The 19,976-nt window shown below is 67.2% G+C and carries 24 protein-coding genes; 18 read left to right on the top strand and 6 right to left on the bottom strand.

Annotated elements, in window-relative coordinates; all coding sequences use genetic code 11:
- The first annotated feature begins 4 nt into the window (after window positions 1-4).
- Window positions 5-1,633: a response regulator gene (locus KBY66_RS11455; RefSeq protein ID WP_255089643.1), complete on the top strand. Its 1,629-nt coding sequence runs from the start codon at window positions 5-7 to the stop codon at window positions 1,631-1,633.
- An 86-nt stretch (window positions 1,634-1,719) separates the two neighbouring features.
- Window positions 1,720-3,567 carry an ATP-binding protein gene (locus KBY66_RS11450; RefSeq protein WP_255089641.1) on the top strand — a complete coding sequence of 616 codons (1,848 nt, stop codon included), beginning with the start codon at window positions 1,720-1,722 and terminating at the stop codon, window positions 3,565-3,567.
- Here the strand turns inward: KBY66_RS11450 and KBY66_RS11445 are convergent.
- Window positions 3,521-4,576 (bottom strand): sensor domain-containing diguanylate cyclase, encoded by a 1,056-nt coding sequence (locus KBY66_RS11445; RefSeq protein WP_255089640.1) that lies wholly within the window; start codon window positions 4,574-4,576, stop codon window positions 3,521-3,523. The genes KBY66_RS11450 and KBY66_RS11445 overlap by 47 nt on opposite strands.
- A 103-nt stretch (window positions 4,577-4,679) precedes the next feature.
- On the opposite strand from KBY66_RS11445, the gene KBY66_RS11440 reads away from it, so the two are divergent.
- The 8 genes from KBY66_RS11440 (at window position 4,680) to hypA (ending at window position 11,173) form a co-directional block, all read left to right on the top strand.
- Window positions 4,680-5,330 carry an HAD family hydrolase gene (locus KBY66_RS11440; protein WP_255089639.1) on the top strand — a complete coding sequence of 217 codons (651 nt, stop codon included), beginning with the start codon at window positions 4,680-4,682 and terminating at the stop codon, window positions 5,328-5,330.
- A 185-nt stretch (window positions 5,331-5,515) separates the two neighbouring features.
- Window positions 5,516-6,043 carry an NAD(P)H-dependent oxidoreductase subunit E gene (locus KBY66_RS11435; protein ID WP_255089637.1) on the top strand — a complete coding sequence of 176 codons (528 nt, stop codon included), beginning with the start codon at window positions 5,516-5,518 and terminating at the stop codon, window positions 6,041-6,043.
- A complete protein-coding gene (locus tag KBY66_RS11430; RefSeq protein ID WP_255089636.1) occupies window positions 6,040-7,680 on the top strand; it encodes a NuoF family protein in 1,641 nt (546 codons plus the stop codon). Before KBY66_RS11435 ends, KBY66_RS11430 begins: the two co-directional genes overlap by 4 nt.
- On the top strand, window positions 7,677-8,393 hold the full coding sequence (gene hoxU, locus KBY66_RS11425; protein WP_255089635.1) for a bidirectional hydrogenase complex protein HoxU: 717 nt from the start codon (window positions 7,677-7,679) through the stop codon (window positions 8,391-8,393). The genes KBY66_RS11430 and hoxU overlap by 4 nt, the downstream gene beginning before the upstream one ends.
- Window positions 8,390-8,935: an oxidoreductase gene (locus tag KBY66_RS11420; RefSeq protein WP_255089633.1), complete on the top strand. Its 546-nt coding sequence runs from the start codon at window positions 8,390-8,392 to the stop codon at window positions 8,933-8,935. Before hoxU ends, KBY66_RS11420 begins: the two co-directional genes overlap by 4 nt.
- A gap of 3 nt (window positions 8,936-8,938) precedes the next feature.
- The gene (locus tag KBY66_RS11415) at window positions 8,939-10,372 is read left to right on the top strand and encodes a Ni/Fe hydrogenase subunit alpha (RefSeq protein WP_255089632.1); all 1,434 of its coding nucleotides are present in this window, start codon (window positions 8,939-8,941) and stop codon (window positions 10,370-10,372) included.
- Window positions 10,369-10,839 carry a hydrogenase maturation protease gene (locus KBY66_RS11410; RefSeq protein ID WP_255089630.1) on the top strand — a complete coding sequence of 157 codons (471 nt, stop codon included), beginning with the start codon at window positions 10,369-10,371 and terminating at the stop codon, window positions 10,837-10,839. The genes KBY66_RS11415 and KBY66_RS11410 overlap by 4 nt, the downstream gene beginning before the upstream one ends.
- A complete protein-coding gene (gene hypA / locus KBY66_RS11405) occupies window positions 10,832-11,173 on the top strand; it encodes a hydrogenase maturation nickel metallochaperone HypA (protein ID WP_255089629.1) in 342 nt (113 codons plus the stop codon). The genes KBY66_RS11410 and hypA overlap by 8 nt, the downstream gene beginning before the upstream one ends.
- 474 nt (window positions 11,174-11,647) lie before the next feature.
- Here hypA and KBY66_RS11400 read toward each other — a convergent pair whose 3' ends face one another.
- Window positions 11,648-12,952 (bottom strand): AmpG family muropeptide MFS transporter, encoded by a 1,305-nt coding sequence (locus KBY66_RS11400; RefSeq protein ID WP_255089628.1) that lies wholly within the window; start codon window positions 12,950-12,952, stop codon window positions 11,648-11,650.
- 63 nt (window positions 12,953-13,015) lie between these two features.
- On the opposite strand from KBY66_RS11400, the gene KBY66_RS11395 reads away from it, so the two are divergent.
- The 6 genes from KBY66_RS11395 (at window position 13,016) to KBY66_RS11370 (ending at window position 16,249) form a co-directional block, all read left to right on the top strand.
- Window positions 13,016-13,141, top strand: coding sequence for a hypothetical protein (locus KBY66_RS11395; RefSeq protein WP_255089626.1), 126 nt, complete (start codon window positions 13,016-13,018; stop codon window positions 13,139-13,141).
- 20 nt (window positions 13,142-13,161) lie between these two features.
- Window positions 13,162-13,965, top strand: coding sequence for a HEAT repeat domain-containing protein (locus KBY66_RS11390; RefSeq protein ID WP_255089625.1), 804 nt, complete (start codon window positions 13,162-13,164; stop codon window positions 13,963-13,965).
- Window positions 13,966-14,028: 63 nt separating this feature from the next.
- Complete coding sequence (locus KBY66_RS11385; protein WP_255089624.1) at window positions 14,029-14,241, top strand: DUF2997 domain-containing protein; 213 nt, start codon at window positions 14,029-14,031, stop codon at window positions 14,239-14,241.
- 28 nt (window positions 14,242-14,269) lie between these two features.
- Entirely contained in the window at window positions 14,270-14,662 is a 393-nt protein-coding gene (locus KBY66_RS11380; protein ID WP_255089622.1) for a DUF1257 domain-containing protein, read from the top strand.
- A gap of 7 nt (window positions 14,663-14,669) precedes the next feature.
- Window positions 14,670-15,050, top strand: coding sequence for a ferredoxin (locus KBY66_RS11375; protein ID WP_255089620.1), 381 nt, complete (start codon window positions 14,670-14,672; stop codon window positions 15,048-15,050).
- A complete protein-coding gene (locus tag KBY66_RS11370; RefSeq protein ID WP_255089682.1) occupies window positions 15,050-16,249 on the top strand; it encodes an aldo/keto reductase in 1,200 nt (399 codons plus the stop codon). The genes KBY66_RS11375 and KBY66_RS11370 overlap by 1 nt, the downstream gene beginning before the upstream one ends.
- A 19-nt stretch (window positions 16,250-16,268) precedes the next feature.
- On the opposite strand, the gene KBY66_RS11365 is transcribed toward KBY66_RS11370, so the two are convergent.
- Window positions 16,269-17,057: a 16S rRNA (guanine(527)-N(7))-methyltransferase RsmG gene (locus KBY66_RS11365; protein ID WP_255089618.1), complete on the bottom strand. Its 789-nt coding sequence runs from the start codon at window positions 17,055-17,057 to the stop codon at window positions 16,269-16,271.
- 102 nt (window positions 17,058-17,159) lie between these two features.
- Between KBY66_RS11365 and KBY66_RS11360 the strand changes: the two genes are divergently transcribed.
- Both KBY66_RS11360 and KBY66_RS11355 read left to right on the top strand, forming a co-directional pair.
- Window positions 17,160-17,648: a J domain-containing protein gene (locus KBY66_RS11360; RefSeq protein WP_255089617.1), complete on the top strand. Its 489-nt coding sequence runs from the start codon at window positions 17,160-17,162 to the stop codon at window positions 17,646-17,648.
- Entirely contained in the window at window positions 17,590-17,856 is a 267-nt protein-coding gene (locus KBY66_RS11355; protein WP_255089615.1) for a DUF3143 domain-containing protein, read from the top strand. The genes KBY66_RS11360 and KBY66_RS11355 overlap by 59 nt, the downstream gene beginning before the upstream one ends.
- A gap of 38 nt (window positions 17,857-17,894) precedes the next feature.
- Here the strand turns inward: KBY66_RS11355 and bioA are convergent, their stop codons facing one another.
- The 3 genes from bioA to bioD are packed head-to-tail and all read right to left on the bottom strand — an operon-like array spanning window position 17,895 to window position 19,965.
- A complete protein-coding gene (gene bioA / locus KBY66_RS11350) occupies window positions 17,895-19,160 on the bottom strand; it encodes an adenosylmethionine--8-amino-7-oxononanoate transaminase (RefSeq protein WP_255089614.1) in 1,266 nt (421 codons plus the stop codon).
- Complete coding sequence (locus KBY66_RS11345) at window positions 19,157-19,315, bottom strand: hypothetical protein (RefSeq protein ID WP_255089613.1); 159 nt, start codon at window positions 19,313-19,315, stop codon at window positions 19,157-19,159. The genes bioA and KBY66_RS11345 overlap by 4 nt, the downstream gene beginning before the upstream one ends.
- Window positions 19,312-19,965 (bottom strand): dethiobiotin synthase, encoded by a 654-nt coding sequence (gene bioD / locus KBY66_RS11340; RefSeq protein WP_255089611.1) that lies wholly within the window; start codon window positions 19,963-19,965, stop codon window positions 19,312-19,314. Before bioD ends, KBY66_RS11345 begins: the two co-directional genes overlap by 4 nt.
- Between the last annotated feature and the right edge of the window lie 11 nt (window positions 19,966-19,976).

Genomic DNA, 19,976 nt, shown 5'->3' with positions numbered 1-19,976 from the left:
TCGGATGGCGGATCTGAATCTCGTCACCCAACTCCGAACCACCCTGGGGCGACTGGAGGCGGCGCTGGGAGTCGTTGAGGAAGGCCTTGCCTTCACTGATCTGGATGGGATCGTGGAGTGGACCAATGCGTCCTTCGATCGATTCGTTGGACGATCACGTTTACAGTGCCTGGGGAACTCCTTGACCAAGCTTCTACCCCAACGCTACCAAGCCGGACGCACCGAGCCTGCGGATTGTCTGTTGTTCTGGGCGAGAAGCGGCGCAGGAAAAGTCACATGGGAACTGACTCCCACCCGTCCGCGCAGGGTCATCGAAGTTTGCTGGGCTACGGTCAATATACCGAACAAGCCTTCACTGGTCTTCACTTTCAGGGATCAGAGCGCGATCGTGCAGGCTCAGGATAAGTTGATCGAGGCTCGTGATCAGTTAGAGATACAGGTGGGTGAAAGAACCCACGAGCTGCTGCTGGCACGAGATGTGGCCCAGTCTGCCAGTCAGTCAAAGACAAGATTCCTATCGAGCATGAGCCATGAGATCCGAACCCCATTGAATGCGGTTCTCGGAATGACTGAGCTGTTACTCGATAGCCCCTTGAGTGAGAACCAGAGGGAGATGGTCGATACCATTCACGACAGTGGCGAGCATCTGCTTGGCTTAATCAATGACATCCTCGACATTTCTCAGATCGAGACTGGTCGCCTGAAGCTTAATTCCAGGAAATTCGACCTTCATGCTTTACTCGATGACTGCTTGAGACTGTTTCAGCATCAAGCAGCCATCAGGAGCATCAAGCTGGAGTTTTCCGTCGCGCCAGACATGCCGAGATGGTTGGTTGGGGATGATCTGAAACTGCGTCAAATCCTCTTCAACTTACTTGGAAATGCCTGTAAGTATACAAATCAGGGAACGATCTGTCTCTCGATCGAGCTGGCACCGGCGGTGGGCAGCGAACAGGAGTTACTGTTTCGTGTCACCGATACGGGGATCGGCATTCCCGCCGATGTTCTGCCTTTCATTTTTGAGGAATTCATCCGGCACTCCAATCCAGCACAGACCTCACAGAGTGCCGGTCTCGGCCTTGCCATCTGCTTCCGGCTCTGCAAGCTGATGGGAGGGCATATCTCTGTTGAATCGATCCTTGGGGAAGGGAGCTGCTTTGCGGTGAAGTTACCTTTCGGGTTGACGATTCAGCCTCAGCGCGAGGATGCCAAGGCGCAATCCACAGGCGAATTCGGTGACTTGATCGGGATTCTAGTTGCCGATGATAGCCGCGTCAATCAACGGGTGCTGGAATTGATGCTGGCCAAGTTGGACCTGAAAGCGGAGTTGGTAGGCGACGGTCAGGCGGCCATCGATCGCATCGAGGCTGGCGACATTGATCTGGTCTTCATGGACATCGAAATGCCCAAGCTCGACGGAATGGCGGCGACACGTCGCTTGCGTTCCCAAGGGTATTCTGGGCTTTATGTGATTGCCCTCACAGCCTATTCGTTCAATTCCCATCGCCAGGACTGTCAAGCCGCCGGAATGAATGACTTTCTGTCCAAACCCCTTCGCCACGATGACCTCTGCGCTGCCTTGAGTCGTTTCCGAGAATGGCGTAGACACAGGGCTGCCGGAGAATTGACATGAGGCTTGGCATGCTTAATCCTGCGCACGCCACTGAGGAGGTCTCCATGCCGAAAGGCAAGCTGGTCCGAGAGGCGTGTTGCATGGCCTTGGCAGTCTTTGCAATCGCCAGTACGGCGCTGATCGTCACCTATCGGACGGCCAATCAGTCGCTCCATAGAAACATTCAGGATCGGTTGCGGGATCTTGCCGTGATCACGGCATCGGAAATGAGTCCTGAGCTTCACGGATCGATCACCACCCCAAAGCAGATGGGCAGTGAGGCCTATCGCCGGGCCGCCCAGCCCCTGCTCCAACTGCGGAAGGCGGTACCGGATGTCTATTACGCCTACACGCTCCGGGCCCGTCTGCAGGATCTCCTCTTCGTGCTGGATAGCTCCTACTACATCAGGAACCAGGGTGACGCCACCGTTGTGGCTTCGACAGGGCAGCGCTATGCCGATGCTCCTACTGCTGCCCTGACCGCCGTTCGGACCGGTCGTGTCGCCGTGAGCTCCACTCCCTACACCGACAAGTGGGGAACGTTTCTGAGCAGTTTCGCTCCCTTCCGCGACGAGGATGGCAAGACCATCGCTCTCGTGGGAGTCGACCTGTCCCTGGCCAGCCTCAACCGACAGCTTTTCCCCCTGCGCCTGGCCCTGGGACTGTCTCTTGCGGGGAGTGGCCTCCTCTCCGCTCTGATCGGTTTCCTCCATTGGCGTTCCTTGCAATCGCGCGCAATCGCCCTCGAAGACATCCGGAATGCGCGTGACCTGGCCCGCCAGGCGGCAGCCGAATCGGAGGCGGCCAACCTTGCCAAGAGCATCTTCCTGGCGACGATCAGCCATGAGATCCGCACACCGCTGAATGGGGTGATCGGGCTCACTGACATCCTGCTGAGTAGCCGCCTGACAACCCAGCAGCACTCGTGCTTGCAGACGGTTAAGAACTCAGCCGAATCCCTGCTTCTTCTGCTCAATCAACTTCTCGACTTCTCGACGATCGATAGTGGTAAACTGGTCGTGGAGGTAGCGCCCTGTCGGCTCCGCCCTCTGTTCGAGGATGTGCTGGGCCTTTTCGCCCAGCAGGCTCAATCGAAGGGTTTGCGTACAACACTCGAGATCGATGCCGGCGTTCCCGAGCTCTTGAGCACCGACCCCTTCCGCCTCCGGCAGATCCTCGTGAATCTGGTCAGTAACGCGATCAAGTTCACCTCCAGTGGCGGGGTGGGTGTGGCCGTTTCGGTTCAGCCTTGCCAACCCGATGGGATGGTTCCCCTGATTATCCGCGTTCGTGATTCCGGACCAGGGCTGAGCGAGACCGGGAGGGAGGCCCTGTTCCAGCCCTTCACGCAGGGTGACTCCTCCAGCACCCGTGTCCATGGCGGCACCGGTCTGGGTTTGGCCATCTGCCAGAGCCTCGCGAAGGCCCTGGGCGGCGGGATTCAGTTGGAAAGCGAACTCGGTCAGGGCAGCACCTTCACGGTCACGCTCCCGGTGGAGCTTCTGGAGGATGCCGCCATGACTCGCCTCGCGGCAGCGGCCACTCCCGAGGCGTCCACGTTTGCTGCACAGCATCCCTTGCGCATTCTCCTGGCCGAAGACAATCTTGTGAATGCCCGCGTCTGCGAGCTGATGTTGCAACGGCTCGGCTATGGCGTCAGCGTGGCCCGCGACGGGGAAGAGGCCCTGGTGCAGCAGCGCAGCCTCGATCCTGACATCATCCTGATGGATCTGCGGATGCCCAACCTTGATGGGCTCGAAGCCACGCGCAGAATCCGGCAGGATGGCGGGAGCGATCGTCGTCCGTGGATCGTGGCGGTCACGGCCAACATTCTGGAGAGCGATCGTGTCCAGGCTTTCGAGAGCGGTATGAACGACTTTCTCGGCAAACCCATCCAGGTGGAGACGCTTAGAGCGGCCCTTTCCCGGGCTTATGTCTCGGTTCAGAGAGGCTAGATCGTCGTTTGATGTCGTCCGTCTGGGCCCGTCCCGACAGCCTGGCCTGGTTCAGAGCCGAGTCAGCGCGACGGAACAGATCGATGAACCCACGGTCATCGGGGATGAGAGAGGCGACTCCGCAACTGAGGGTCAGAGGATGACGTGCTCCATCCACTACCCATCCATTCAGAGCGATCCCGGAGCGAATCCGCTCCGCCAGTCCCATGGCCTCCTGGCGTTCCAGACCCGTTAGCAACGCACCGAACTCATCTCCGGCCACCCGCCCCAGCAGGGCGCTCTCCCCCAGCACGGACCGGAGTGTTTCGGTCACCTCGCGAAGCACCCTTTCCCCTTGCCTGTTACCGAAACGCTCGTTCATCGCCGGGAAATCGTCGATGCCGAAGAGCAGAAGCGTCAGCGGCTCAGTCTTCTGGCTGACCCGCAGGAACTCCCGCAGGCCCGCTTCGAAGAAGGGCCGACGGTTCTGGAGGGCCGTGATCGGGCACAAGTAGCTGTTCCGCCGCGCCTCCAGGTGCTGGATCACCAGGCCGGCAAGGTCTGCCAGCAGCTGGTGCTCGCTTCCCGAGAGCCGCCTCGGTTCAGGACTGATCACGCACAGGGTACCGAGGTTGTGACCTTCGCGGGTCTGCAACAACGCGCCCGCATAGAACCGGATGTGGGGGTCGCCACTGACCAGCGGGTTGTCCTTGAAGCGATCGTCATGGAGCGCGTCTTCAACAACCATCAGCTCATCGCTGCAGATGGCATGGGCGCAGAAAGCCACATCCCGGTTCGTCTGCGTTGCGTCAAGGCCGACGCGGGAGAGGAACCACTGCCGGTCGTGGTCGACCAGGGAAATCAGAGCGATCGGCACCCCCAGCATTTGGCTGGCCAGTCGAGTGAGCCGATCGAAGTCGTCGTCCGGGTCCACGTCGAGAATGTGGAGGTCGTCAAGGGCCTGCTGACGTGCCACCTCGTCCTCCGGCACCGGATAGGCGGGGGACTCCGCCGGGGGAAGGGCAGGCATGGCGCTATGGCGAGTGGGGGCCTGGCCGGCCACTGAAAGGCCTTCACCCTAAGGAGTACCTCATGGCAGCTGGCCTGATCCCGCCCACTGAGAGGATGCCGCCATGATCCGCCCGGCCGCCTGCCTGTTCGATCTCGATGGCCTGCTGCTCGACACGGAGCCGCTGCACGGGCGAGCCTGGCGCCAGGCGGCCGATCGGTTCGGTGTGGCCCTGGACGATGCCCAACTTCTGCAGCTCAGGGGCCGCCGCCGCCTCGACAACGCCCGGCAGGTGATCGCCTGGATCGCGGCGGCGGGTGTGGTGGCCCCAACGGCCGAGCAGTTGCTGGCGGTGCAGCAGCCGATCGCCCGACGCTTGCTGCCATCGGCGGCCGCGATGGAGGGGGCGCCCGAGCTGCTGGCCCGCTGCCGCGAGTTGGCGATCCCGATGGCGCTGGTCACCAGCAGCAGCCGGGATGCGGTGGCGCTCAAGTGCGCCCCCCACCCCTGGATAGAGCTGCTGGAGATCCGGGTTCACGGCGATGATCCCGGATTGGTGAGCGGCAAGCCCGCCCCGGACGGATTCAAGCTGGCGGCCCGCCGCCTCGGCGTTGAACCCGCAGGCTGCTGGGCCTTCGAGGATTCCCAGGCCGGCACGGAGGCAGCCCTGGCGGCCGGTTGCCTGGTCTATGTGCTCCTGCCGAAGGGGGAGGGGTGCGAGAACTATCCGCCCCAGGCGCGTTGTCTGCGCTCCCTGCGGGAGGTTCGGCTTTGATGGGCTGAGGCCCTGGTAGAGCGAGCAGCCAAGGGCTTTCCCCAGCACCGTCCAGAACGGGACGAAGTGATCGGGAACCTTGGGCAGCTTGAGGTGGTTCATCGGAACGGATGACGAAGAAATGCCTTCGTCACAGCCCAAACGGCTGTTGCTTCCTACGGTGCAACCACGGGTGGGACCAAGCGATGCCCAGCGCGATTCCCAGCGCAATGCTGTCCAGCGCAACCTTCGAGGCCCTGGAGCCGATGCTGCGCCGGCATCACCGCAGCCCCGACAGCCTGATCGAGATCCTCAACCAGTCCCAGGAGCTCTACGGCTATCTCGGCGACGATCTGCTGCGCCACGTCGCCCGCAGCCTCGAGTTGCCGCTCAGCCGCGTTTATGGCACGGCTTCGTTTTATCACCTGTTCCGTTTCCGCCCGCCGGCGCGGCACAGCTGCGTCGTCTGCAACGGCACGGCCTGTGCGGTGAAGGGGGCGGCCCCCTTGATCGAGGCCCTGGAGCAGGAGTTGCAGATCGATCTGGGCGCCTGCCGGGCCGATGGCTGGGTGAGCCTGGGATCGGTGCGCTGCCTGGGCACCTGCAGCGCCGCGCCGGTGGTGGTGATCGACGGGGAGGTTCGCAAACACCAGACCGTCGGCTCCGTCCTGGCGGCGGTGCGTGGCCTCGATGCAGAGCACGAGCTTGAGCGCGGATCGGAACCACAGCCATGACCACCCACTCTCCGCCCCCCTCCTCCGTTCTGCGGGTGCGCTGCTGCAGCTCCGCCGGCTGCTTGGCCGGCGGCGCCGCCGAGCTGCGGCAGGCGCTGACCACCGCTGTGGCCCGGCGGGAGCTGCAGGAACGCCTGGCCATCACCGGGGTGGGCTGCCTCGGTCCCTGCAGCCAGGGCCCGCTGCTGGCGGTTGATCCCGATGGCGCCCTGTTCGCCGGCGTGACGGCCGCCGATGCCGACGGGCTGATCACGGCCCTGGCCCACCGTTTGCAGGCAGCCTCGTCCGCCGAGCGGGAGGCCCCCCTGGCCTGGACCCCTGCTGCGGGGGAGCAGGTCGACACCGAGCGGCCCTTCTTCACGCGCCAGCGGCGCATCGTTCTGGAGCACTGCGGCCTGATCGACCCGGAGCGGATCGAAGCGGCGATCGAGCGCGGCGCCTACGAGCAGCTGCGCCGCGCCGTGCAGGAGTGCACCCCGGCCGAGGTGGTGGAGACGATCCGCCGCAGCGGCCTGCGCGGCCGGGGTGGTGCGGGCTATCCCACCGGTCTGAAATGGGCGACGGTGGCCAAGATGCCTGGTGAGCGCAAGGTGGTGGTCTGCAACGCCGATGAGGGCGACCCCGGCGCCTTCATGGACCGCAGCGTGCTGGAGGGGGATCCCCACCGCGTGCTGGAGGGCATGGCGATCGCCGCCTACGCAGTGGGGGCCGATCGGGGCTTCATCTACATCCGCGCCGAATACAAGCTGGCGATCGTCAACCTGCGGCGGGCGATCGAGCAGGCCCGTCGCCGCCACCTGCTCGGAGCGGGGCTGTTCGGCTCCCCCTTCGGCTTCACGGTGGAGTTGCGGGTCGGCGCCGGTGCCTATGTCTGCGGCGAGGAAACGGCGTTGATCCACTCGATCGAGGGCCAGCGCGGCACACCGCGGCCGCGCCCCCCCTACCCCGCCGAAGCGGGGGTGTGGGGACTCCCGACCCTGATCAACAACGTGGAAACGTTCGCCAACGTGGTGCCGATCCTGCGGGAGGGCGCCGATTGGTTCGCCGCCATCGGCACGGAGGGCAGCAAGGGCACCAAGGTGTTTTGCCTCACCGGCAATGTCCGCCGTGGCGGGCTGGTGGAAGTGCCGATGGGCACCAGCCTGGCCACGATCGTGGCCGAGATGGGGGAGGGCTGCCCGGATGGAGCCGGGATCAAGGCCGTGCAGACCGGTGGCCCCTCCGGCGGCTGCGTGCCGGCCTCCCTGCTCGACACGTCGGTGGATTACGAGAGCCTGAAGGAGCTGGGCACGATCATGGGCTCCGGCGGCATGGTGGTGATGGACCACTCCACCGACATGGTGGCGATCGCCGCCTTCTTCATGGCCTTCTGCCGGGATGAATCCTGCGGCAAGTGCGTGCCCTGCCGCGCCGGCACCGTGCAGCTGCATGGTTTGCTGCAGAAGCACCTGGGCGGCGACGCCACGGCCGCCGATCTGGCCCAGCTCGAAGCCCTCTGCCACATGGTCGTGGACACCAGCCTCTGCGGTCTGGGCCAGAGCGCTCCCAAACCGGTGCTCAGCACCCTGCGCTTCTTCCGCGACGAGTACGTGGCTCGCTTGAGGCCCCAGCCCACGGCAGCGGCAGCCGGCCGATGAGCGTCCGCACCCTGACCATCGACGGCCGCGACGTGGCGATGGCCACGGGCGCCACCCTGCTGGCGGCGGCCCGGGAGGTGGGGGTGTCCATCCCCACCCTCTGCCACCTGGAGGGGCTGAGCCCGGTGGCCGCCTGCCGGCTCTGCCTGGTGGAGATCGAGGGCAGCGGCAAGCTGCAGCCCGCCTGCCTCACCCCGGTGGCGGAGGGGATGGTGGTGCACACCGACACCCCCAGGCTGCAGGACTACCGGCGCACGCTGATCGAGATGCTCTTCACCGAGGGGAACCACGTCTGCGCGGTGTGCGTGGCCAACGGCCACTGCGAGCTGCAGGACCGGGCCGTGGAGGTGGGTATGGACCATTCCCGGCTGCCCTACCGCCATCCGGATCGTCCCGTCGACCTGACCCATCACCTGTTCGGGCTCGACCACAACCGCTGCATCCTCTGCACCCGCTGCGTGCGGGTCTGTGACGAGGTGGAGGGGGCCCATGTCTGGGATGTGGGCTGGCGCGGCGAGCACTGCCGGATCATCGCCGGGCTGAATCAGCCCTGGGGGGCGGTGGACGCCTGCACTGACTGCGGCAAGTGCGTGCAGGTCTGCCCCACCGGCGCCCTGTTCGACAAGGCCGACACCACCGGCGAGAAGCACGCCGACCCCGCCCGGCTGTGGACGTTGGTGCGGGCCCGCGCCAGGGGGCAGCAGACGCCATGAAGCTGCGCCTTGCCACCGTCTGGCTGGCCGGCTGCTCCGGCTGCCACATGTCGTTCCTCGATCTCGACGAGTGGCTGATCGAGCTGGCCGAGCAGGTTGATGTGGTGTTCAGCCCGGTGGCGTCCGACATCAAGGGCTTCCCCGAGAACGTGGATGTCTGCCTGGTGGAGGGAGGCGTCGCCAACGGCGACAACCTGGAGCTGATCCTTCAGGTGCGCGCGCGCACCCGTTTGCTGGTGTCGTTCGGGGATTGCGCGATCACCGCGAACGTGCCGGGCATGCGCAACAGGCTGGATGGAGCGGAGCCGGTGCTGCGCCGCGGCTACCTGGAGCTGGCCGATGGCAGCGGCCAGCTGCCCCATGCCCCGGGCCTGGTGCCTGATCTGCTGGAGCGGGTGCTGCCGCTGCACGAGGTGGTGCCGGTGGATCTCTACCTGCCAGGCTGCCCGCCTTCGGCCGCGCGCATCCGCGCCTTCCTCGAGCCGCTGCTGCGGGGCGAGCGGCCGGTGATGGAGGGGGCGGCGATGATCCGCTTCGGCTGAGCCATGACCCGCACGATCCTGATCGATCCGGTGACGCGGATCGAGGGCCACGCCAAGATCACCATCCACCTGAACGGGGCCGGCGCCGTGGAGGGTGCCCGCTTCCACGTGGTCGAGTACCGGGGCTTCGAGAAGTTCTGCGAGGGGCGGCCGTTCACCGAGATGGCGGCGATCACCGCCCGCATCTGCGGCATCTGCCCGGTGAGCCACCTGCTGGCCTCGGCCAAGACGGGCGATCGGATCCTGGCGGTGACGATCCCGCCGGCAGCCGAGAAACTGCGGCGGCTGCTGAACCTGGCCCAGATCACCCAGTCCCATGCGCTGTCGTTCTTTCACCTGAGCAGCCCCGATTTCCTGCTGGGCTGGGACAGCGATCCGGCCAAGCGCAACATCTTCGGCCTGATTGCCGCCGACCCGGAGCTGGCCCGCGGCGGCATCCGCCTGCGCCAGTTCGGCCAGGACCTGATCGAGCGCCTGGGGGGCCGCAAGATCCACGCCGCCTGGGCCGTGCCGGGAGGGGTGCGTACCCCCCTGGATCCAGCGGATCGCGAGGCCATCCGTGCGCGTCTGCCGGAAGCCTTCGCCACCACCAACGCGGCGCTGGAACGGTTCAAGGGGCTGCTGGATGGCCCGCTGGCGACGGAGGCCAGCACGTTCGGCTGTTTCCCGTCGCTGTTCATGGGCCTGGTGGGGGCTGATGGCCGCTGGGAGCACTACGACGGCCAGCTGCGCCTGATCGACTCCGACGGCGCCGTGCTGGCCGAGGCGCTGCCACAGCAACAGATCAGCGAGGCGCTGGCGGAGGCGGTGGAACCCTGGACCTACCTGAAATTTCCCTACTACAAGCCGCTGGGGCCAGAAGCGGGCAGCTACCGGGTGGGGCCGCTGGCACGGCTGAACGTGTGCGAGCACATCGGCACCGAGCGGGCCGATGCCGAACTGCTGGAGCTGCGGGAGCGCGGCGGCCGTGTGGTGACCAGCTCCTTCCACTACCACCTGGCCCGCCTGATCGAAATCCTGGCGGCGCTCGAAGCGATCGAGCTGCTGTTGAACGACCCCGAGATCTGCGCAACCCACGTGCGCGCCCACGCCGGGGTGAACGCCTTCGAGGCGGTGGGCGTGAGCGAGGCGCCGCGCGGCACCCTGTTCCACCACTACAAGGTGGATGCCAACGGCCTGATCGAGGCGGTGAACCTGATCATCGCCACCGGCCAGAACAACCGGGCGATGAACCGCACCATCACCCAGATCGCCCGGCAATGGATCCCGCCGGGGGCGGCCGAGATCAGCGAGGGCCTGCTCAACCGGGTGGAGGCGGGCATCCGCTGCTTCGATCCCTGTCTGTCGTGCTCCACCCATGCGGCGGGCCAGATGCCCTTGCATGTGCAGCTGATCGGCCCCGACGGGGGAATGCTGCAGGAGCGGTGGCGGCAGTGAGCGGCGATCTGCTGATCGGCTGGGGCAACGGCCTGCGCCAGGACGATGGCGTGGGACGCGCCATCGCCGCCGAAGTGGAGCGCTGGGAGCTCCCCAGCCTGGCGGTGATCGAACGGACCCAGCTCACACCCGAGCTGGCGCCGCAGCTGGCCGCCGCCCGGCGTGTGCTCTTCGTGGATGCGGAAGCGGAAGCGGCGGCGGGCCCAGGCGGTTGGCGGCTGGAGCCGCTCCTGCCCCCGGAAAGCGGGGGAGCCGATGCGGCGGGCCCTGCTGGGCTGTTCAGCCACCACGCCAGCACGGGCACGCTGCTGCAGCTGGCCGAAACCCTCTATGGCCGCCGTCCGCCGGCCTGGCAACTGCTGGTGGCGGCCCACGGCTGCGGCTTCAGCACGCGGCTCACGCTCGCCACCAGGGCCGTGCTGCCCGAGGTGCTGGCGGCGGTGCGCCGCTGGTGCGGCGATGCATGAACTGGCGCTGATGGAGGAGCTGCACCGCATCGCCCTGGCGGCGGCGACGGCCCAGGGTGCCAACCGGATTCACGCCGTGAAGCTCCGGGTGGGGCGGCTCTCGGGCGTGGACCCCGACGCCCTCGCCTTCGCCTTCGAGGTGGTGATGGCGGGCGGAATCAGCCAAGGGGCAACGCTGGAGCTGGAGGTGGTGCCCACGGTGTGCCGCTGCGGAGGTTGCGGGCAGCGGTTCGAGCCGGTGGATGTGATCTTTGCCTGCCCGTGCTGTGGCGAGCTGTCGGCGGACGTGCTGGGGGGGCGGGAGTTGGAGATGACGGGGTTGGAGGTGTCGTGACGTGGGATGGTGGGTCGTACCTTGGTGATGGGCGGGGAGCACTCCAGGAGAGAAACGGGAAGACTGGATCTCGAAGTATCTGATGGGTTGAATGAACAACCCTGCTTGGTCTCAATACTCTGGATCAAACGAGATAAACCAGTTTCAGCATGCTTGAACGGCTGTAGCCTTATCATCATTATTACTATGTCAACGAGTCGGTCATTTCATGCCCCCGGGGAAATGGTGCCGGTGCCCTGGCGACCCTCAGGACGGCGCCCCTCAACCTGCTCCGGCTGGCTGGATTTCAGCAGATCCGCGCCGGCCTACAGACCGAGTCCCACGACATCAATGAGCTTCTGGTGATGGCGCGGCGAAAGCCGTAGCTAAGCCCTTGCTGACACTTTGAATCAACCCTGGCGTGCTGGCCAACAGCCTCTGTGACAACCCGCTGCCTGCTGACGCTCTCGGTGCAGGCCTTGCCGACCCATCGCCTCAAGTCGGATCGCGCGCGGGATCAAAGGCGCCGATCACCCCTTTGCCGTTCCAGGGAGTGAGTCGCAGCATCAACATAAATGCCGGCAGCGCCGCCGCCACGGTGAACAGGAAGAAGCTGGGCCAGCCCACCTGCTCGGCCACCACCCCCGCCGGCGCCGCCAGCACCGATCGGCTCAGGGCATACACCCCCGAGAGCAGGGCGTACTGGGTGGCGGAGAAGCGTGGGTTGCACAGGCTCATCAGCAGGGCCACGAACACAGCCCCCACCATCCCGCCGGCCAGGTTCTCCAGGCTCACCGCCACCAGCAGCCCCGCCACCCCGCCGCCGAACCGGGCCAGCGCCCAGTAACTCAGGTTGCCGATCGCCCCGGCAACGGCGAACAGCCAGAGCGAGCGGTTCATCCCCAGCCTTGGGAACAGCACGCCCCCCAGCACTGTGCCGGCGATGGTGGCAGCGATGCCCCAGCCGCCCTGCACCGTACCGATCAGCGCCGGCTCGAAGCCCTTCTGGATCAGAAACGGCACCGCCATCAGCCCCAGCAGCCCGTCGGGCCAGCGGTAGAGCAGCACCAGCAGGAGTATCAGCAGGGCCCGGCCGCCGCCGGTGCGGCGCAGAAACTCCTTCGCCGGCCCCACCACCGCCTGGCGCAGGCTCGTCACCGGATGGACGATCGGTGCCAACCGCGGTGCCGCCAGGGTGAACGGCACCACCGCCAGCAGCAGCACGGCGGCCGCTAGAAAGGCCATCGGCCAGCCGAAGCGTCCGGCCAGCATGAAGCCTCCGGCGCCGATCGCCAGCATCGCTCCCCGATAGCCCAGCGAGGCGGCGGCGGCACCGCCACCGCGCTCCCCAGCCGGCAGCAGGTCGGTGCGGTAGGCATCCACGGCGATGTCCTGGGTGGCGCTGACCACCGCCAGCAGCACGGCCATCGCTCCGATCGCCGTGAGGCTGGCCGGATCGGTGCTGGGCCGCAGCAGCGCCATCCCCCCGATCACTGCCACCAGGGTCAGCTGCAGCACCAGCAGCCAGCCCCGCCGCCGATCGGGCCAGGGCAGGGGCCAGCGGTCCAGCAGCGGCGCCCAGACCATCTTGAGGGTGTAGGGCAGCTCCGCCAGCCCCAGCAGTCCAATCAGCCCCAGGGGCACGGCGCTGGCGGTAAGCCAGCCCTGCAACAGCTTGCTGCCCACCATGTAGGGGGTGCCGCTGGCCACCCCCTGGGCCGCCACGGCCACCAGCCGGCGCCACCCTGCTGAATCCAGGCCAGCCTGGGGTGCGGAGCCAGGGAGGGTTTCGGGCGGCAAGGTCCGGCGGCGACTGGCCGAACCCTATGCCTTCAGAATGGCTCCCAAACCTGCAGGCGGTCCGTGTCCTTTCTTCGCTCCACCGTCCTGCCGGCCGCGATCGTGTTGTTGTTCGGCTTCGCGCTGTTCGTGGTGAGTGCCCGGCTCTGGCTGCCCGGCGACATGCTGGCCCCGGCGCCACTCCACTGAGCCGGAGAAGGGAGAAGCCCATGGCGGAGTCCATCCCCCCGTTTTCCTCCAGCCCGGCTGAGCTTGGTTTTGATCCGGAACTGCTGGCCGGCGAGCTGGCCGAGGAATTGGCCGTCGATCCCCTCGATGCCCTCGACGCCACCGAGCCCACCGACGCAGACATTGCCGTTGAATGCGATCTCGGCCTGGAACTGCTTGGCTCAGGCGGCAAGGACGATCGCCTCCAGGGTCTGCGGATTTTCTGTGAACACCGGGATCCCCGCGCCATCCCCCAGCTGCTCCCCTTGTTGGAGGCCAGCTGCCCGATCGTGCGGATGAGCGCCGTCTACGCCCTCGGCCGCAACCCCGATCGGCGGGCCGTGGAGCCGCTGCTCGCTCTGTTGCGGCAGGACAGCAATGGCTATGTGCGCAAGGCGGTGGCCTGGAGCCTGGGCAATTACCCGGACGCGCCTGTGCTGAACCCGTTGATCCGCTCGCTGCAGGTGGACATCGCGGCGGTTCGGCTCTGGGCGGCCGGCTCCCTGGCCGATGCGGGGGGCACCGGCCTGGCCAAGGCGGATCAGGCGGCCGGCCAGCTCCTGGTCAGCCTCCGCATCGACAGCGAGCCGGCGGTGCGCAGCAACTGCGCCTGGTCCCTGGGGAGGCTCTTCGACCATCTGGTGGAACCGCGTCAGCGGGATCTGGTTGAAGCCCTGGTGCTGGTGATGCTTCACGACATCGATGCCACCGTGCGCGATGAGGCGCGGGTGGCCCTCGAGCAGCTTGAAAGCCCCGCCGTTCTCGATCGGATCCAGACCCTGGTGGAAGAAGGCCTGGTCTGCTGAGCAGGACCGGGCCTCGGCAGCCAGTCAGGCCAGCTATTGTTGACATCCACGATTGATCTCGTGATGTCCCAGCACACCATTCGCTTTCGCATTCGGCCCGACGGCCGCGTGGAAGAGGTGGTGGAAGGGGTCCAAGGGACGGGCTGCTCGCAGCTCACCGAGCGGATCGAAGCCCGGCTTGGCACTGTCCAGCAGCGCCGCAACACGGCGGAAGCGTTCCAATCCGAGCCTCAGGTCGTGGTTCCAGCCCTGCATCTCCAGCAGTCCAGCTCCTGAATTCCGTTCGCTCTTCGCCTCGCATCCGATGTCCCACTTCAGCACTGTCAAAACCGAACTTCGCGACCGTGGGGCCCTGCTCGATGCCCTCCGCGACCTCGGGCATGAGCCCGAGCTGGGTGAGCGTCCGGTTCGGGGCTATCGCGGTCAGACGGTGATGGCCCAGCTGGCCCTGCCCCAGGCCCAGGGCGGGGATATCGGCTTCCGCTGGAATCAGGAGAGCGGCAGCTACGAACTGGTCACCGACCTGGACCTCTGGAAACAGCCGGTTCCGGTCGAGCGCTTTCTTGCCCAGCTCACCCAGCGGTACGCCCTGCACACCATCCTCTCGGCCTCGGCCCAGGAAGGCTTTCAGCTCAGCGCCCAGACCCAGCACAACGACGGAAGCATTGAACTGGTGGTCACCCGCTGGGACGGCTGAGCCGCCGATGGACCCATCCCTGGCCTACACCACACCGGTTCGGGCCGATCCCCGGCCCACCGGCTCGGAACCCCTGCTGGGCGGCAGCCTGCGGGAGCAGGCGGTGTGGGTCGATGAAGCCGTCTGCATCGGCTGCCGCTACTGCGCCCACGTGGCCTCCAACACCTTTCTGGTCGAGCCGCTCTGGGGCCGCTCCCGCGCCATCCGCCAGGACGGTGACAGCACCGAAACGATCCAGGAGGCGATCGACACCTGTCCGGTGGACTGCATCCATTGGGTGGCCTATGAAGACGTGGGGGCCCTGCAGGAGCGCCTGCAGACCCAGGAACTCCAGCCACTTGGCCTGCCCTCCCCCTCCCGGCTGAAGCGCACCCTGCCCCGCCGGTGATCCTGCCGACCCGGCGGTTCGGGCGCACGGGCCTGGCCATGCCCCTGCTCTCTCTGGGCGGCATGCGTTATCAGCAGAGTTGGAGTGACGTGCCCGCCGATCAGATCACCGCCGCGAGCCAGGCGACGGTGCGAGCCACCCTGGAGCGGGCCACTGCCGCCGGCCTGCACCACATCGAAACGGCCCGCTACTACGGCAGCTCCGAACGTCAGCTGGGCTGGCTGCTTCCCCAGGTCGCCGATCCGCGGCGGATCCTCCAGACCAAGGTTCCCCCCAACCCGGATTCAGCCCTGTTCGAGGCCGAACTGGAGCGCAGCTTCGAGAGGCTGGCGGTGGAGCGGATCGACCTGCTGGCCATCCATGGCCTGAACCTGGCGGAGCATCTGGAGCAGACCCTGCGGCCGGGCGGCTGCCTGGCGGTGGTGCGCCGCTGGCAGGCGCAGGGTCGCATCGGCCACGTGGGCTTCTCCACCCACGCGCCGCTTCCCCTGATCCTTGAGGCGATCGCATCCGACGCCTTCGATTACATCAACCTGCACTGGTACTTCATTCGGCAGCAGAACCGCCCGGCGATCGAGGCCGCCCGCGCCCATGACATGGGCGTGTTCGTGATCAGCCCCACCGACAAGGGCGGCCATCTGCACACTCCATCGGCACGCATCAGGGAGCTCTGCGCGCCGCTCCATCCGATTGTCTTCAACGACCTGTACTGCCTGACGGCACCGGGCATCCACACGATCAGCGTCGGGGCGGCGAACCCGGCCGATCTGGACCTGCACCTGGAGGCCGTGGCCCTGCTGCCCCAGGCCACCAGGTTGTTGCCGCCGATTCTCAAGCGGTTGGAGCGCGCCAGGGTTCAGAGCCTGGGGGAACCCTGGCTCAGCAGCTGGCAGCAGGGGTTGCCGGAGTGGCATCACACCCCAGGCGGCATCAACCTGCCGGTACTGCTCTGGCTCCACAACCTGCTGGAAGCCTGGGATCTGGAGGGCTATGGCCGGGCCCGCTATGGCCTGCTGGGCCAGGGCGACCACTGGTTCCCCGGGGCCAACGCCGATGCCCTCGACGACACGGTCAGCGAGGCCGACCTGCTCAAGGTGCTGGGGGGGAGCCCGTGGGCGGAGCGGATCCCTGACCTGCTGCGTCGCCTGCGCCAGCGGCTGGGGGGCGCAGCCTCCCAGAGACTGATGGCGGCCGACTGAGCGGCCCTGGCCGACGTTCTCAGGCCGCCCCCAGCGGCAGCTTGGCGGGCACCCCTACCGGCCGGGGATAGGCGGGCGGACAGGCGGCCAGGGGTTTGAGCACCACGGCATGGCGCACCCCCCGGCCAGTGGGAAGTTCCCGTCGCTCCACCCGCTCAACGGCACCCAGCAGTGGCCGCAGGGCCCGCTCCAGGGCCTGCTGATCCCCGGGCTCCCACTGGCCGCGGTAGAGCAGGGCTCTGCCGTCCGAGGGCCGCACCAGGGGCAGCAGGTACTCCGCCACCACCGGCGCGGCCGCGACCGCCCGTGCCAGGGCCCAGTCGAAGCGGCCGCGGCAGGCAGGATTTCGGCCGGTGCTCTCGACCCGCTCGCAGCGGACCGTGACCCGATGGCCCAGGCCAAGGTCCTGGGCCATTGCCCGCACGGCTTCGGCCTTGCGGCCCACGGAATCCACCAGGGTGATGTGCGCCTCGGGCAGGGCGATCGCCAGGGCCAGGCCGGGGAACCCACCGCCGGTTCCCACATCGATCAGGGAGTGGGCGGTGGGAGGCTGCCGCAGCAGCGGCTGCCAGGGCCACAGGCTGTCGAGCAGCTGGGCGATCCAGTAATCGTTTCCCTCCACCAGGCGGCTGAGGTTGAGGCGACCGTTCCAGTGGCGCAACGCCTCCTGGAGGGCCCGGAACTGGGCCAGCTGTCCGGGGGCCGGCCACCAGCCCAGGTCCTGCCAGACCGCCTCCGCCTGCCCCTGGGATGGTTCGGTTCCGATCCGGTCATCCGGTCCGATGGTGAAGTCCGGCTCAGCAGCCATCCACGCTGTCATTGAGGTCTGGGATCTCTAGGATCTCGCAACGTCCGTGCGTGGTTGGTGGCAGGTTGCGAAACGGCATCGACGGGCCCGAATCACTACCAATTGCTGCGCCTCCCCCCAACGGCCTCGGCCCAGGATCTGCGGCAGGCCTTTCGTTCGCTCAGCAAGCTGTACCACCCGGACACCACGCTCCTTCCGGCGCCGCAGGCCGAGGAGCAGTTCCGGCAGCTGCAGTTGGCTTACCTCACCCTCAACGACCCCGAGCGCCGCAGGGCCTACGACAGCCAGCTCCAGGCGGTGCCGCTCCAGCCCGCTCCGGTGCGGAGGCTGGAGCGCAGCCTGTCAGTGCGCCGGGCGCTCTCGGGCGGGGAATGGTTTGCCCTGGTGCTGCTGGGCGTGGCCCTGGTACTCAGCCTGGTGCTGGGGCTGAGCCTGGCCTGGTGGCGTGGTCTGGAGCTGGTCACGCCTCCGACGAGCTGGCTCGACGCCCCAGCCGTGCAGACTGCTGGTACCTCAGGAGCCGAAACCGGGCATGAACGCCCTGCCCCCTCAGCAGACCCCGCTCTACAACCATCCCTTGCCGTCTCTTGAGCAGTGGCTGGTCGAACTCGGCGCAGCCAGGGACAAGGCCGATCCCTGCCGCTGGGATCTGCATCAAGCCTTCTGGAGTGCCCTGATCGAGCTGGACATCGAGGAGCTCAAGGTGAGCTGGCACCAGGAGGGCCGCACCACAGTGCGGCTGTTCTCCTACGGGCTCTCCAGGGCAGATGTGGAAGCTGCCATCTTCGCCGGCCCCTGAGCCGGATTGGTTGGACTACCGATTGGTTGGACTTCTGGTCAGAGCTGATCCAACCCGGCACGAATCACGCCATAGCAACGTTCCAGCTGGGCCTCGCTCAGGCAGAGCGGTGGCAGCAGGTAGACCACCTGGCCGAGGGGCCTGATGAACACGCCTTGGCTGAGGGCAAGGCGCTGCAGCTGCCGGCCTGCGCTGTTGAGGTAGCCCGGCGCGTCCACCACCAGATCGAAGGCGGCGATGGTGCCCATGAGCCGCGGCCGGCAGACTCGGGGGTGGCGGGCCAGCTCGGCGAGGTGGGGGCGATGGCGCGCCTCGAAGCCCTGATGGCGATCGGGGGTGGCGCCGAGCAGGGCCAGGCTGGCGTTGGCGGCGGCGCAGCCGAGGGGGTTCGCCGTGAAACTGTGGCCGTGATACAGGGTGTGGTCCGGGTTGTCGCTGATGAATCCCCGGTAGAGCGCCTCGCTGGCCAGGGTCACCCCCATCGGCAGAAAGCCGCCGGTGAGGCCCTTCGAGAGGGCGACCAGGTCTGGTTGGAGGCCGGCCCCCTGGCAGGCGAACAGGGAGCCGGTGCGGCCGAAGCCGGTCATCACCTCATCGGCGATCAACAGGGCACCGGCCTGCCGCACCCGCTCCTGAACCTGCCGCAGGAACTCAGGGCGCACCATCGCCATACCGCTGGCTCCCTGCACCAGCGGCTCCAGGATCACCGCGGCGGTCGGCACAGCCAGCAGAGCTTCGAGGTGGTTCAGGGCCACGGCCTCCTTCGCCTCCACGTCCCCGTCGTTCCACCAGGTGGAGGGCCAGGGAGCCCGGGCCACCGGGCAGAGCAGGGGCTCGAACGGGGCGGAGAAGAGCCCGCGTTCGCCCAGGGCCATGGCGCCGAAGGTGTCGCCGTGATAGGCCCCCTCGAAGGCGATCATCTGACGCCGGGGGCTGCCCTGGTTCCGCCACCACTGCCAGGCGATCTTGAGGGCCACCTCCACGGCGGTGGAGCCGTCATCGGAGAAGAACAGCCTCTCCAGCCCGCTGGCAGCACTGAGGCGCTCCGCCAGTCGCTCGGCCTGGGGATGGCGGAAGTTGGCGAAGATCACCTGCTCCAGTTCCATGGCCTGGGCGGCGATCGCCGCGGCGATGCTGGGCTCGCCGTGGCCATGCAGGGTGACCCACCAGCTGCTGATCGCGTCGATCAACTGGCGGCCATCGGCCAGCTCCAGCAGGGCGCCCTGGCCCCGCAGCACCTGCAGCGGGGGATCGCTGCGGGCCACCTGGGTGGTGGGATGCCAGAGGTTGGGATGCCAGGTCAAGGGCGGCAGCGCTTCTCGAGCCGGGCGGCCTCGGAGGCGAGGGGGCCGCAGTTCACCCAACGCACCAGCGTGATTTCGAGATCGGTGAACACCACCAGGATCACCCCGCAGATCAGGGCGACGACGGCGCTGACCACCAGGTTGGAGCGTGTCATTGGCCCAGGCTACGGGCCAGGCCATCGGCCAGGCCTGAGCCCTGCCAGGCGATGGCGAGGGTCCGGGCCGTGAGCTCGGGCAGGGGGGGCAGACAGGCCAGCACCGGGGCGTCGGTGAGGGTGGCCAGGGTGCCGGGGTTGTCGGCATGGGGCGGCCCGTTCAGCACCAGGCCGAGCAGGGGAATCTGGCGCCGACGCAGGGCCTCCACCGACAGCAGGGTGTGGTTCAAGGTGCCCAGGCCGCTGCGAGCCACCAGCAGCACCGGCAAGCCCCAGCGGCGGATCTGCTCGATCTGGAGCAGGTCGCGTCGCAGGGGCACCAGCAGCCCCCCCGCCGTTTCCACCACCAGGGGGCCATCCCCGCCGGGAAGCGTCAACCGATCCGGATCAAGCGGCCGTTCCTCCAGTTCGGCGGCCCAGTGGGGAGAAACCGGGTGGGTGTAGCGGTAGGCCTCGGGCAGGATCCGCGCTTCGGCCTCCGCAGCGCTCAGCCCCAGCATCCGGCGCACCCGGACGCTGTCCCCGCCACCGTCGAGTCCGCACTGGACCGGCTTCCAGTAGCGCGCGCCCAGGCCCAGCACCAACAGGGCGCTCAGCACCGTCTTGCCCACATCGGTGTCGGTGCCGCAGACCACGAGCTGCGGGCTCATCGCGGTTGTCC

Source organism: Synechococcus sp. Tobar12-5m-g, from assembly GCF_024345415.1.
Classification (GTDB): Bacteria; Cyanobacteriota; Cyanobacteriia; order PCC-6307; family Cyanobiaceae; genus Regnicoccus.
Note: the sequence above shows the minus strand (reverse complement) of the source record. Positions and strands in the feature narration are given on the sequence as shown.

Coding starts and splice junctions, on each gene's coding strand:
- KBY66_RS11455 (WP_255089643.1), top strand. CDS start 5: ATGGCGGATCTGAATCTCGTCACCCAACTCCGAACCACCCTGGGGCGA.
- KBY66_RS11445 (WP_255089640.1), bottom strand. CDS start 4,576: ATGCCTGCCCTTCCCCCGGCGGAGTCCCCCGCCTATCCGGTGCCGGAG.
- KBY66_RS11440 (WP_255089639.1), top strand. CDS start 4,680: ATGATCCGCCCGGCCGCCTGCCTGTTCGATCTCGATGGCCTGCTGCTC.
- KBY66_RS11435 (WP_255089637.1), top strand. CDS start 5,516: ATGCCCAGCGCGATTCCCAGCGCAATGCTGTCCAGCGCAACCTTCGAG.
- KBY66_RS11430 (WP_255089636.1), top strand. CDS start 6,040: ATGACCACCCACTCTCCGCCCCCCTCCTCCGTTCTGCGGGTGCGCTGC.
- hoxU (WP_255089635.1), top strand. CDS start 7,677: ATGAGCGTCCGCACCCTGACCATCGACGGCCGCGACGTGGCGATGGCC.
- KBY66_RS11420 (WP_255089633.1), top strand. CDS start 8,390: ATGAAGCTGCGCCTTGCCACCGTCTGGCTGGCCGGCTGCTCCGGCTGC.
- KBY66_RS11415 (WP_255089632.1), top strand. CDS start 8,939: ATGACCCGCACGATCCTGATCGATCCGGTGACGCGGATCGAGGGCCAC.
- hypA (WP_255089629.1), top strand. CDS start 10,832: ATGCATGAACTGGCGCTGATGGAGGAGCTGCACCGCATCGCCCTGGCG.
- KBY66_RS11390 (WP_255089625.1), top strand. CDS start 13,162: ATGGCGGAGTCCATCCCCCCGTTTTCCTCCAGCCCGGCTGAGCTTGGT.
- KBY66_RS11385 (WP_255089624.1), top strand. CDS start 14,029: ATGTCCCAGCACACCATTCGCTTTCGCATTCGGCCCGACGGCCGCGTG.
- KBY66_RS11380 (WP_255089622.1), top strand. CDS start 14,270: ATGTCCCACTTCAGCACTGTCAAAACCGAACTTCGCGACCGTGGGGCC.
- KBY66_RS11375 (WP_255089620.1), top strand. CDS start 14,670: ATGGACCCATCCCTGGCCTACACCACACCGGTTCGGGCCGATCCCCGG.
- KBY66_RS11365 (WP_255089618.1), bottom strand. CDS start 17,057: ATGGCTGCTGAGCCGGACTTCACCATCGGACCGGATGACCGGATCGGA.
- KBY66_RS11355 (WP_255089615.1), top strand. CDS start 17,590: ATGAACGCCCTGCCCCCTCAGCAGACCCCGCTCTACAACCATCCCTTG.
- KBY66_RS11345 (WP_255089613.1), bottom strand. CDS start 19,315: ATGACACGCTCCAACCTGGTGGTCAGCGCCGTCGTCGCCCTGATCTGC.
- bioD (WP_255089611.1), bottom strand. CDS start 19,965: ATGAGCCCGCAGCTCGTGGTCTGCGGCACCGACACCGATGTGGGCAAG.